The sequence below is a fragment of the Chitinophaga alhagiae genome (genome assembly GCF_003568665.1).
GTDB classification, from domain to species: Bacteria; Bacteroidota; Bacteroidia; order Chitinophagales; family Chitinophagaceae; genus Chitinophaga; species Chitinophaga alhagiae.
On the sequence record NZ_QXMH01000001.1, the window covers coordinates 2,630,475 to 2,643,588 of the forward strand.

The following is a 13,114-nucleotide window of genomic DNA, read 5'->3' on the forward strand; positions in this document are numbered from 1 at the left end:
TTTTTGTTGCTTAGAGTATTTTTAAACAAAAGAACCACACAATTATGAAAAAACACTTTTACAAAACACGGCATAGTTATAAACTATGTGGTCTGGTTTTGGCACTCCTTTTACTCACAAATTTTGCGTTTTCGCAAGAAAAGGCCGGTGTCATCAAAGGGAAAATAACCGATGAAACGGGGCCTTTGATAGGAGCTACCGTTGTTGTTTTTGGTACAACCATCGGCGCCCAGACCGATGCAAATGGCAACTACTCTTTTAACATCGCGCCAGGTTCTTACAAACTGAAAGCATCTTACGTTGGCTTTCAGAGTATAGAGAAGAACGTGACGGTGGTAGCCGGTGAGCCTTTGACGGTCAATTTTAGTATGACCGGGGTTACACAGATGGATGAAGTGGTGGTCAGTTACGGTAAACAATCGCGCAGGGACATTACAGGTTCTGTGGCAACTGTAGACGCAAAATCCCTGGAAGATATGCCCGTTATGCAGTTCGGGCAGCAGCTGCAGGGCAAGGTTGCCGGCGTGAATATAATGCAGAGCAGCGGCCAGCCAGGCAGGGGGATTTCGTTCCGTATCCGTGGCGCCGCCTCACTGGCTACCGGTTATCAGCCCTTGTTCGTGATTGACGGTATGCCGATCACAGGAAGTATTAACAACATTAACCCGGATGAGATCGAATCATTTACAATCCTGAAAGATGCCTCGGCAACTTCATTGTATGGTTCACGGGCAGCCAACGGGGTAATACTGATCACGACAAAGCACGCAAAGGCCGGCACCAGTAAAATTGACTTCAACGCCAATTATGGCTGGCAGAAGCTGATGCAAAACCGTATACCGAAGACCATGAATGGCACCGAGTGGGCCAGGTTCATGCAGGAGCGCTTTGAGGATAAAGTAAAATACGAAAACTTCAATCCTGCCTCGATTCCTGCCGAGTACCAGGGTGATGTGACCCGTTACGGGAAAGGTACCGACTGGCATGACCTCCTGACACAAACAGCGCCCATCCAAAGTTACAGCCTGAGCCTGCTCTCGGCCAGGGAAAAGTCATCGTCTGCAGTAATAGCAGGGTATCAGGAACAGGAAGGGGTGGTCATTAATACTGGTTCCAAACTTATTTCACTCCGGTTGAACCACGATATGACGTTGGCCGATAATAAACTGAAGGTAGGTTTCAACCTGGCGCCGAGTTACCGTATGGACCACAATAACCGGCTTCCGTCAGACGGTATAGAAGGGTATTACGCAAAGATCCTGGAATCCAGCCCGATCCTCGGCCCTTATAATGAAGACGGAAGCTACCGGATCGGCGCTTTTTCACCAGGCATGACTTCCTACGTAAACCCGCTGGCCCGGGTAAAAGAAAGCCAGGACGATTATAAGACCACCCGCATCCTTGGTAATGCCTATGCGAATTATACGTTGGTACCGGGACTGGTGCTGAAAGTGAACCTCGGTATTGACAAGGGTGCTGAAACACGTAACCAGTATCTGCCGCAGGTGGCCTTAAATACATCCCCCAACCTGTCTGTCAGGTCTACCGCCATCAGCTCATCGGTAGATAATTATTCCTATACCGGAGAGGCCTTTGTGAACTATCAGAAAACCCTGATGGAAGATCACCACCTGGAGGCGCTGGTAGGTTATGCCGTACAGAAATTCAAGGAGGAAAATAATTCCATCAGTGCAACAGGTTTTCCTTCTGACGATGTCCGTTATATAAGCGCTGCTTCAGAGATCACTTCTGCCACCAGCAATATGACGCAACACTCCATGTTGTCTGAGATCGGGCGGTTAAACTATAGTTACAAAAGAAAATACCTGCTGCAGGGCTCGGTTAGGCGAGACGGTTCGTCAAGATTTGGTTCTGACCGCAAATACGGATGGTTCCCGGCGGTATCGGCAGGCTGGATCGTAAGCGAGGAGTCATTTATGGAAAGCCTCAAAGCGGTTAATTTTCTGAAACTGCGGGCCAGTTATGGTATCACAGGCAATAATGACTTTGGCAACTTTACCGCTATATCATCACTGAGCAAATACAACTACCTGCTTAACGGGGCGCTGGTACAGGGGCAAACCATCGGAACACTAGGAAATACCGAGCTGGCCTGGGAAAGGAACAAGCAACTGGATCTGGGAATAGACGTAGAACTATTGGATAACAGGATCTCGTTCACCTATGGCTATTACCGTAAAATGTCTGACGGGCTGATACAGGTCAGGGCTTTGCCAAGGGCCTCCGGATTTGCCAACATTCAGTTTAACATCGGTCAGTTCGAATTCTGGGGGCATGAATTATCGGCCACTACAGTGAATACAACCGGTAGCCTGAAGTGGACAACAAATGTCAACGTCTCCTTCGAAAGGAACCTGATAAAGAACCTGGTAGACCCCGGCTATATCCGCAGGAATACCGGGATCTTATCTGATTACTACAGGAACCAGATAGGTCGCCGTCTTGGAGAATTTTATGGGTTTGTACACCAGGGTTTATACAAAGATGAGGAAGACCTGGCCAAGTCAGCTAAATATGCGTCCGGCTCTACCTATTCTGCTGTAGGTACGCTGAAAATGAAAGATATCAATGGAGATGGCAAGATTGATGACGTAAACGACAGGACATTCATTGGTGATCCTACACCAGATTTTACTTTTGGCCTTACCAATAACTTCAGTTATAAAAATTTTGATCTGAGCATAACAATGGCCGGACAGGTGGGTGGAGATATCCTGGCTGCCAGCAAATGGGCCTACCTGACCAATATGGACGGTTCGAGGGTGCCGTTAGCCGCCGTAGCAGACCGCTGGCGCTCTCCGGAGAATCCCGGTTCCGGGGTGTATCCGCGTACTTTAGTCAACACCACCGCACTTGGCCGCTCCGTAAACTCGCAGTGGATAGAGGATGGCACCTATCTTACTGCAAAGAACATTGCACTGGGCTACAAGTTCAATCTTAAAAATAACCGGATGCTGAGCAATCTCAGGGTATATGCATCGGTTCAGCAGGCATTTATCATTACAGGTTATTCTGGCTACAATCCTGAAATTTCTTTGTCCGGCGGAGATGCAGCAACAGGCCTTGGTGTGGATGAAAATGCCTACCCCGTTCCAAGAACATTCTCCATAGGCTTTTCTTCTACGTTTAAATAATACCAACATGAAAAAGATATATATGCTAGTTGCTGTTCTTGCATTGACAATAACAGCCTGTAAAGACGATTATATTTCATTATTACCGGAAGGCTCCTTGCCGCCAGCAAATTTTTATCAGACTGATGAGCAGTTGCAATCGGCTGCCATAGCGGCTTATGTTCCCCTGCGCGATGTTCTCTGGAACGATTTTTTTGCATCGGAGATGCACGCCGATAATACCCATTACCAACCTTCTCCCAATAACCGCGGATCGGCAAACGTATTCCGGGAAAGCGGAGCAGACTGGAACAATGAGAGCACCAATGACTATATCAACTCCATTTATTTTCACAGCTATACCTGCATATCCAGGGCAAATATCCTTATCGGGCGGATCCCTGATGCGAAAAAAGCCACAGAGGCTGGTAAGGCAAAGGCTGAGGGACAAGCCAAGTTTATCAGAGCACTGAATTATTACAAGCTGGTCCGCCTCTTTGGCGGAGTGCCGCTGCACCTCATCGAGGTAACCAAGGCGGAAGAGGCCTTTTTGCCGCGTGCAAGTGTTGAAGAGGTGTATGCGCAGATCATTGCAGACTGTCAGGATGCTATCGCAAAATTGCAGCCGCCTGCCAAGTTCCCGCAAACGGGAGAGGCCACCAAAGGCTCTGCAACGGTATTGCTGGCAGATGTATATGTCACTTTAAAAAGATATCCGGAGGCAGAAACACTGTTAAATACACTGCCGGCCATGGGATATAAACTGACTGCCGAGTATGCCGATGCATTCAAACCGGCCAATAAAAACAAAGAAGAATCGCTGTTTGAGGCACAATATCAGACAATAGCAGGCAACGGCAATCAACCTAATTCGTTCCCGCAGGCTTTTCTTCCCAAAACAGCCAATACCACGCTGATCACCGGAGCGCCATCGAGCAATACAGTTAGTTCCGGCGGTTGGAATAAACCTGTACAGGACCTGATCGACGCTTATGAACCTGGCGACAAACGCCTTGATGCTTCTATTGCTGTTGCGGAAGGTACTTATGATGACAGTTACGTGATGACATTGTCTGCGAACAAAAGCGTATTGAATTATGTGCCTGCCCCCGGGAAAGTTGGTCAGCCTTACATTAAAAAATACCTGGACCTTCCATTCATCATAGCAGGCAGCTCCAGCTCCAACTGGCCTATCTATCGGTATGCGGAAGCATTGCTGCTACTGGCAGAAGCGCTGAATGAACAGGGCAAATCACCTTTGACTCCTTTAAATGCCGTTCGCAAGAGGGCCGGGCTTGGTGACATTACAGAAACCGATAAAGAGGCATTGAGAGATATTATCTTTCATGAAAGAAGGGTAGAGCTGGCCTTTGAAAACAAACGGTTTAATGATCTGCAGCGGGACCCGAAAGGCCTCGCCATTATGGAGGCCTATGCAATTAAGGCAAAAGCAACCTATCCTTTGTTATCACCTACTGCGTTCAATATTCAGGCATATAAGTTCCTGCTTCCGATCCCGCAGTCTGAGCGTGGATTAAATCCCGACCTGACACAAAACCCGGGATATAGTAATTAAACGGAGATTATTAATATAAGGGGGCATCGTGTTATGCCCCCTTCTCACTGACCAGATATGCATAAAATATATAGAAGACTAGGAATGGCTTGCTGTTTTGCCATGGTAGTTATGCCTTTTAAAAAGCTTGCCGCACAGCAGAAAAGCGTCACCGTTAACTGGAACAATGTTCTTACGGTTTCCAAAACCATACCTACGCTGCAGGTGGTATACAACCCTATGTTGCGTGCAAATTCCCCGATACATAAAGCTTCTTTTGAGGCTTTAAAAAACCTGGGGGCTGATTATGTGCGTTACGTACCCTGGTATCCCTATCCCCAAGCGGCCGTTGCGGAATTGAAGGCGCCAACAGCTACGGAAACCTTCTGGGATTTTCAGTATGCAGATCCTGCCCTTGTCGATTTTATGGAGGCCACCAAAGGGCACCCTCCTGTGATTAATTTCAGCACCATACCGGTATGGATGTTCAAAACGGCGGAGCCGGTGCAACATCCTGCCGACCCCGATCTGCCGTTCTGGAGTTACAAGCTGGGGAAGGAACTGCGCGATTCTACAGGGAAAGAAGTAGCGGATTATTTTGTAAGGGTATTCAGCTGGTATACTAAAGGCGGGTTTACCGATGAGCTGGGTAAATTTCACAAGTCCGGGCACCACTATAAATTCCCTTACTGGGAAGTGCTGAACGAGCCTGACCTGGAACACCAGCTGTCTCCCCAGTTGTATACAAAAATTTACGATGCGGTTGTTCTGGCCCTGAAAAAGATATCACCCGAAACAAAATTTATCGGCATCTCTGTGGCCCTGGAAACCGACCCGCAGTGGTTCGAGTATTTCCTCAACCCGGCCAACCATCAACCAGGTGTTCCCCTGGATGGTATTTCCTATCATTTCTATGGGCGGCCGGCTTCTTTAGACCAGCGGATAGATAGCTACCAGTACTCTTTTTTTGACCAGGCCAATGGTTTCCTCGACCGTGTACGCTACATCGAAAATATCCGCAAACGCCTGGCGCCGAATACCTTTACCCACATCAATGAGATCGGCACCATCCTGGAGAACAGGGATTATAAAGGGGTGATCCCTGCTGAATACTGGAACCTGTCAGGCGCCATGTTTGCCTATCTTTTTGTAGAGTTGAGCAAAATTGGTATTGATGCCGCTCACGAATCACAGCTGGTAGGTTATCCTACCCAGTTCCCGGATGTAACGATGGTCAACTGGAAAACAGGAAAACCCAATGCAAGGTATTGGATACTGAAGTTGCTCAAAGATAACTTCGGGCCTGGCGATAAACTCGTTCCCGCCAGCTCGCATCACCCTGATGTGGCGGCCCAGGGATTTATCACTGCAAGCGGCAAAAAATTGCTGCTCATTAATAAGACCAACAAAGAGATCAGCCTTCAGCTTCCCGCCATGGAAGGTGCAACATTACAAACTGTAGATGTGCATACCGGAGATAACCCTATAGCCCATGCTGCACTTACGACCAGCACCTTCCTCGTAAAGCCTTTTGCGGTGACTGTTATTAAAATGAAAGAATGATACCGGGAGTATGGTTATAAGAACATGTTTTTTAATTGTCTTGACACCTTTTTGAATATGTGATGTGACATGAATTTCAGTGGGTTTGGCTGGAAGTATCTCATGTAATGGATTAGGTTTTCGTATTATAAAAACACACACTTAATTACATTAACTACATCAAAATGAACAAAACAAACTTAACGCTTAAAAAGCCACTCCTGGGCATGGCCCTGGTATTTTTCCTTGCAGGATGCGTAAAGGACCCGCTAGCGGACCGGGGCGAAAAAAACAGCCCCCCAGGCACTCTCGCAACTGTTAACGCGCCATTGACGCTGGAAGATCACAATCCTTTTAAGGTCATGTCTTTCAACATCAAACAAAATGGTACGGCAGACCCGCTGACCATCTTTCAGCGCCTCCCGCTGATGGTCCAGATCATTTCAGCCAACTCGCCGGATATTTTTGGCGTGCAGGAATTTTCGGGCGATGCGTTCCAGCCCATGTTCAGGTCGGAAATGGCGGCTTTGGGGTATGACGATTATTTCGAAAGATGGGCCATTGACTACCAGCCAAAAACTATTTTCTTTAAAACAGACCGCTTCACCCTGCGCGACAGCGGAACCGTTCAGCTGGGGGCCAGCTCCACGCTCACTACCTCCTCCTGGGTAGTACTGCAGGACAATGTGACCTCCAAAAAGTACTTTCTTAGCAACAGTCACTGGAGATACAATTCTGAACCTGACAGGATCATTAATGCCACCGCACTGGTGGCCACTGTTCAGCAGTACAATACAGAAAACTTACCGGAGATCGTATTTGGCGACTTCAATGCCATGGCCGGCAGCGCTCCCATCGGCATCTTGAAGGACGGCCTGGGCGTAGTGGATGCATTGAATGAAGAAGGTGAAACGTACCATCGTTGGGATAGCATCGGCGTTTCGAAACCAGACTGGATGACAAGTACCCGGGACATGGCCTTTACCGGCCCCACCATTATCAAGACCAGTTTTAATGGTGACTGGGCTTCAGATCACTGGCCCATTATGGCTACTTACATGCCTGCAATTTTCGGGGCCGCCGTTACGGACAACGTGGGCATTAGCGGCAATGCCAACACGGTGTATTCTTTTGGAGATATCAACGGAGACGGTAAAAAAGACAAGATCTACTGGAACGCAACCTTCGATGGCGGTAAACCACGCGTATATTTGTCCAATGGCAACGGTACATTTGCTACAACGGTGGTTCCCCATACTGCCGGTGCATCTACGCTGACCAGTACCAAATATTATTACGCCGATGTAGATGGTGATGGAAAGGATGATGAAATTGTCTGGGACCCCACCCAGAACGCTGGCCGTACCAAGGTATTCCTGGCTACTTCCAACGGAAATTTCAGCTCAACCGCCATCAACAACCCCGAAGGCACCAGTGGGAACAGCGCAACGATATTCAGGTTTGCCGATGTGAACGGCGATGGAAAAGCTGACAAGATATACTGGAACGCTACCTTTGATGCTGGCCATACCCGTGTTTACCTGGCTACATCCGGCGGTAGCTTTAGTTCCACGGTGGTATCCGGATCAACCGGCTCAAGCACCACGGCCGGTACCCAGTTCTGGTATGCGGATATAAATGGTGATAATAAGGCAGACAAGGCCTTGTGGCACCCCTCGCTTAACTCCGGGAAGGTAATGGTCTACCTTTCAGACGGAGATGGCACTTTTACCGCTTCTCCAACATTTAGTGATGCTGGCGCCTCCAGCGGAGTAGCTTCTACGGTATTCCATTTTGCCGATGTGAACGGCGACGGAAAGGCGGATAAAATATACTGGAGGCACAGCGCTTATTTGGGCAAACCCAAAATATACTATTCAGATGCAGGGTTTAAAGGCCCGATCTACTCGCTGAGAGGTACAAGTCAAAGTGCCAACACCGATCTTTTTTTCACCGATATCACTGGTGATGGAAAAGCGGATATGGTGCGTTGGAACTATGCGGAGTACAACGGGGAATTGAGGAACTATCTGGGCAACTAAAACGCATCCGCATTCCAGCTGCCGCGGGCCCCTTGTATCGAATAATAGCCCATTGTTCTGTGTGAATAAGTGTATACATTTATCCTGGACCTGATGTCAACAACATTATGATGCGGAAAAACTGAACATCAATAGCATTTAGAAAAGAAAAATTAAACGAATGAAACGATTTCTTGTTGTAGGTTGTCTTATTGGAATATCGACAATTGGAAGCCTGTCGGCTCAAACTTCTGCGTTACGGACATATAAAATGAAAACCTTAAAACAGGCGCAGGCTTTTTTTCATTATAAAGGAAAGAACCCGCGGATCGTCAGTGGTCACAGAGGTGGCATGATAAAGGGTTTTCCGGAGAACTCCATCGAAACATTTGAGAATACCCTGAAATACACAAATGCTTTCTATGAGGTTGATCCCCGTATGACCAAAGATAGCGTAGTAGTGCTGATGCATGATGCAACCCTGGACAGGACAACCACCGGTAAAGGAAAAGTGGCTGATCACACCTTTGCCGAATTGCAGCAATTGCGTTTAAAAGACCCGGAAGGAAATGTAACGGATTTCAGGATTCCCACACTGATGGACGCTATCAAATGGAGCAAGGGTAAAACCGTGCTCAACCTGGACAACAAGGGCGTAGCCTATGAGATCATTTATAAGATCATCAAAGAGAGTGGAAACCCGCTGGTGATGCTCACCATTCACAGTCCGGAGCAGGCGCGGTTCTACCTGGACCAGGACCCGGAAATCATATTCTCGGTGCATATCCTTTCTAAAAAGGCTTTTGATGCGTATGAAGCCGCGGGCATCCCATGGAAAAATATGATCGCCTATATTGGTCCGAAATTCACTCCGGAGAACAAGGAACTTTTAAAGTTACTGCACAGCAAAGGCGTTATGTGCATGATCTCCGCAGCGCCCACAACAGACAAATTAACGGACAAAAAAGAACGTGCCGGCGGCTATCGCGCTATTTTTGCCGAAGGGGCGGATATCCTGGAATCAGACTTGCCGATAGAAGTGGCTGCTGCCATCAGGAATAAATAGCAGGGTGTATGGTTATCCGATTTTTGATCGATAATCAGCCTGGCACGGCAGCCGGTTGATACAAAAAAGGGAAAGCTCGTCAGAACAACGAGCTTTCCCTTTTTTAATGACAAGAAATTCATACGCCAATGGCGCCGGCTTTGTCCGCTGCCAATGCTGTTTTTATTATCATATAAGTTTTTTCTGCAAATCGACCGCCTGTGCCTGAAGGAGAAACGGAAGGGCTGGCATGCCCGGAATTGCGTAGAAGGTTTGACGGGGAAAAAGCTGTGATCAAAGAAAAGGGCCCTTCAATGAAGAGCCCTTTTTCCTGGTACCGTGATAGGGAGTTTGTTGGAACACTTGTTTGTTGATTGCAACCCTTATTATATTACATAAATGGCAACAAAATGATTTTATTTTATTACAATTTATTCGTAAATTTGGACTGATTTTATGACATTTCTATGGTTTTTAAAAGAAAAATTGAAACATGTCTTCATGCGTGGAGAAATAGTGCTGCACGTAAGCCGCTGATTATCAGAGGAGCAAGACAGGTGGGTAAAACGACTCTAGTGAAGGATTTCTCAATAGAATACAAAAATTTTATAATATTAAATCTTGAAAAGGCGGGCGATAGGAGATATTTTGAGGATTATAATGATGTAAAGACAATCAGTGAAGCGCTTTTTTTAGCCTATAATATTCCTTTGTCAGAGATTGACAATACCTTATTGTTTATTGATGAAATTCAGGAAAGTCCTCAAGCTATTCAATTGTTACGTTTTTTTTATGAGGAAATACCGTCTTTACATATCATTAGTGCGGGATCACTTTTAGAATTTGCTATTCAAAAGGTCAAGAGCTTTCCTGTTGGAAGGGTTGAGTTTTTATACCTCTATCCAATGAATTTTGAAGAATATTTATTAGCTGCAGGAAGAGCATCCATTCTTCAGCAACTTAAAACAATTCCAGTAAGACCAGCTGCTCATCAAATTCTTATGGATCTGTTCCACAGGTATGCTATAATTGGGGGGATGCCTGAAATTATTAAAACCGATATTGAAAAAAGTAACCTTGCTGATCTAACAAGAATTTATGAAAGCATATGGGGTACTTACAAAAATGATGTGGAAAAGTATGCCACTAATGATACGGAAAGGAAAATCATTAAACATATCATGGATACGGCTCCGTTATATCTGGATGAGCGTGTCAAGTTTCAGGGTTTTGGAAATTCTGCTTATAAATCCCGGGAAGTTGGGGAAGCATTCAGAACATTAGAAGATGCAAAAGTTATTCGCTTAATTTATCCTACAACGGATTTACAGCCCCCCCCCAGAGCAGACCTGAAAAAGTCGCCACGGTTTCAAATATTGGATACGGGGCTTGTAAATTATGCCTTATCTATTCAGGCGCAGATGTTAGGCATAGATGACTTAAGCAATACATATAAAGGTGCAGTGATCCCGCATTTAATAACACAGGAATTTATATCACTTCAAAACGTATCTCCCAATCAACCGCATTTCTGGGTAAGACAGAAATTACAGTCCAATGCAGAGGTCGATTTAGTATTGGTTTGTAGGGAATTTTTAATTCCTGTAGAAATTAAATCGGGAAGTACAGGGTCACTTCGGTCTCTTCATCAATTTATTGAAGCTGCTGACCATCCCTTTGCAATCAGGATCTATGGGGGAAGCTTTTCTGTCGAAAAAGCAATAACTCCTGGTAAAAAGCCTTATATACTTATGAATCTCCCTTACTACCTGGGTACGCAGTTACCTGCTTATTCAGAGTGGTTGGTACATCAGCAGATTGAATAATCAGGAGTAGTAGTAAATAACAAAGAGACAATCGATGATTGTCTCTTTGTTACACATTTGGTACCCGAAGCGGGGCAATTATCTAACCTCATACTGATAGATTTAATATCTATTTGCGAGTTGCCGGGCTGATTTTTAAAATTCCTTAAATTGATGGCTGCTAAGCCTATTTATGTTTGATACCCTGACAATATCTTAAATCGGTCTGAAATGGGAAATTGTCTAACTGAATTTTACTAGACTGCATCACATTTAATGAATCATTTTTTACTTATATGTATTAACATGCTGTATAACACAAGCGTGTTATACGGCATGTTTTGATTTTATTTAGATTCACTTAAGGCCCCAGCACCTAATATCCAATAGTGTAAGACGGATTTTATATTCTTATTAATTCACCAAAATAATTTAAATATGGCGAAGGCAAATCCCACCGTGACCCGCAAAGTTTATTTTTATGAGTTATTTGCAACTGTTAGGAAAGACTTCAATTTATCCTCAAAATATGATACTGTTTTTCAAGAATTATTGAGTAAGATAGTAATGCTTGTAAAGAACAAGGATAAGCTCCGGTATCAACATTTAGATCAACATGCACTTTTTATAAATGAAATTGTTTTTCTACCCTCAGGAGGTGAAAAAATTGTAAAGGGTAAACTTTTAAGTGTTCGAAAGGACTTATTTCCTGAATTGATGAATACTTCTACTGATCTTACTAGAGATATTAATGCGCTTGAGGAAGAAGGCATCGTGGAAACGACTCATTTTATCATTAAGGAAAACAATAGGAATAAAAGTAATAAAGTGCGAATATGTATTGAACATAATCAGTTTGGAGCAAAGTTGCTTGACTTAGTTTTTTATCTAAATCAGTTAGGTTCGCATTTAAATATTACCTCTAAAATTACCTATGCTCATATTTGTAGAGATAATCTAAGTAAATTTAAAAGTAGAATGGGAGAGATCTCCAAAATTTTAATAAAAGTAAAAAGTGAAAATGTTGATGCAATTAATTCTGTAGATATTGGCATTGCTTCGATGTTTAAGAAAGCAGTGGATGAATTTAAGCAAGAGTATGTTACAATGGAATTTAAGTACGATTATTATGAGGCTAAGGGATCTCCTACCATCAACAGCGCAAAACAATCTAGGGGTATTGTATCTAAATTTATTGATTACTTAATTAAGAATAAAAAAGAGGACGATATTTTTGATAAACTAGAAGTGATTGCTCAAGATTCAGAGAAACAGGATAAGCTGCGAGCTTTTGATTTACTTGTTGATAAGGCTAAAGACGAACTTGAAGTTGAACGAAGAATTAAATCTAGGACTTTAATTTCTAACGATGTTTTTGAGAAAATGTTAAATTCAATTTCAAGAAATAGGATATGAAATTTTATGTAAAATTGCTAGATAATTATTTTGACAGACCATTAGTTTACGATTTTATATTCTGTATACTTTTGGTTGTCGGTTTTTTCTTAAAAAGGAATTTTCTAGGATTGACTTGTGCTTCAGGATATTTTGATAATATTTTTTCAAATATTATTTCTACTATGGTGTCTTTTGCTGGGTTTATAATCACAGCCTTAACTGTTATCGTGACGGTTAAATCTAGTTTAAAAATTAGAGATATATCTGAAGCTAAAAATGGTTTGGAATTATTATTAACAAGCCGGAATTATAAAAAAATAGTAAGCGTTTTCAAGTATGCAGTTATTGAATTAATTCTAGGATTACTATTGATGTACTTGGTATGGATTCCTTATTTTTTAATTCCATATTATATTTTTTTGCTTACTATTTCAATAGGAGTATTTGTTATTATGATTACAATTTTTAGAACAGTTTACGTGTTCTTTAATATTATTTTCCTTGAATTTGCCGTAGAGGAGAGCGAAGAAAAAGATTAGTAAGCTACTTGCTTATTCTCGCAGTGTTCTTCTTGTCACCTTGGAGGTCATTTTAAATAATTGAGTTATAAATTA

General features: G+C 43.8%; 8 protein-coding genes. All 8 read left to right on the forward strand.

Going from position 1 to position 13,114, the window contains the following annotated elements; translation table 11 throughout:
* Positions 1 to 98: 98 nt before the first annotated feature.
* The 8 genes from D3A97_RS10675 (at position 99) to D3A97_RS10710 (ending at position 13,039) form a co-directional block, all read left to right on the forward strand.
* On the forward strand, positions 99 to 3,155 hold the full coding sequence (locus D3A97_RS10675; protein ID WP_232825920.1) for a SusC/RagA family TonB-linked outer membrane protein: 3,057 nt from the start codon (positions 99 to 101) through the stop codon (positions 3,153 to 3,155).
* Positions 3,156 to 3,162: 7 nt separating this feature from the next.
* Positions 3,163 to 4,710 carry a RagB/SusD family nutrient uptake outer membrane protein gene (locus tag D3A97_RS10680; RefSeq protein ID WP_119078328.1) on the forward strand — a complete coding sequence of 516 codons (1,548 nt, stop codon included), beginning with the start codon at positions 3,163 to 3,165 and terminating at the stop codon, positions 4,708 to 4,710.
* 288 nt (positions 4,711 to 4,998) lie between these two features.
* Positions 4,999 to 6,252, forward strand: a complete 1,254-nt coding sequence (locus tag D3A97_RS10685) for a glycosyl hydrolase family 39 (protein WP_232825921.1) — start codon at positions 4,999 to 5,001, stop codon at positions 6,250 to 6,252.
* 341 nt (positions 6,253 to 6,593) lie between these two features.
* Positions 6,594 to 8,273 carry an FG-GAP-like repeat-containing protein gene (locus D3A97_RS10690; protein WP_198673925.1) on the forward strand — a complete coding sequence of 560 codons (1,680 nt, stop codon included), beginning with the start codon at positions 6,594 to 6,596 and terminating at the stop codon, positions 8,271 to 8,273.
* 160 nt (positions 8,274 to 8,433) lie between these two features.
* The gene (locus D3A97_RS10695; RefSeq protein ID WP_119078330.1) at positions 8,434 to 9,318 is read left to right on the forward strand and encodes a glycerophosphodiester phosphodiesterase family protein; all 885 of its coding nucleotides are present in this window, start codon (positions 8,434 to 8,436) and stop codon (positions 9,316 to 9,318) included.
* A gap of 446 nt (positions 9,319 to 9,764) precedes the next feature.
* Positions 9,765 to 11,123 carry an ATP-binding protein gene (locus D3A97_RS10700; protein WP_119078331.1) on the forward strand — a complete coding sequence of 453 codons (1,359 nt, stop codon included), beginning with the start codon at positions 9,765 to 9,767 and terminating at the stop codon, positions 11,121 to 11,123.
* Positions 11,124 to 11,540: 417 nt separating this feature from the next.
* Positions 11,541 to 12,518 carry a hypothetical protein gene (locus D3A97_RS10705; protein ID WP_119078332.1) on the forward strand — a complete coding sequence of 326 codons (978 nt, stop codon included), beginning with the start codon at positions 11,541 to 11,543 and terminating at the stop codon, positions 12,516 to 12,518.
* Positions 12,515 to 13,039 carry a hypothetical protein gene (locus tag D3A97_RS10710; RefSeq protein ID WP_119078333.1) on the forward strand — a complete coding sequence of 175 codons (525 nt, stop codon included), beginning with the start codon at positions 12,515 to 12,517 and terminating at the stop codon, positions 13,037 to 13,039. The genes D3A97_RS10705 and D3A97_RS10710 overlap by 4 nt, the downstream gene beginning before the upstream one ends.
* Positions 13,040 to 13,114: the final 75 nt, after the last annotated feature.

What these genes read in the sequence shown, in the direction of transcription:
- D3A97_RS10695 (WP_119078330.1), top strand. Translation starts at nt 8,434, where the DNA reads ATGAAACGATTTCTTGTTGTAGGTTGTCTTATTGGAATATCGACAATT.
- D3A97_RS10710 (WP_119078333.1), top strand. Translation starts at nt 12,515, where the DNA reads ATGAAATTTTATGTAAAATTGCTAGATAATTATTTTGACAGACCATTA.
- D3A97_RS10705 (WP_119078332.1), top strand. Translation starts at nt 11,541, where the DNA reads ATGGCGAAGGCAAATCCCACCGTGACCCGCAAAGTTTATTTTTATGAG.
- D3A97_RS10700 (WP_119078331.1), top strand. Translation starts at nt 9,765, where the DNA reads ATGGTTTTTAAAAGAAAAATTGAAACATGTCTTCATGCGTGGAGAAAT.
- D3A97_RS10690 (WP_198673925.1), top strand. Translation starts at nt 6,594, where the DNA reads ATGTCTTTCAACATCAAACAAAATGGTACGGCAGACCCGCTGACCATC.
- D3A97_RS10680 (WP_119078328.1), top strand. Translation starts at nt 3,163, where the DNA reads ATGAAAAAGATATATATGCTAGTTGCTGTTCTTGCATTGACAATAACA.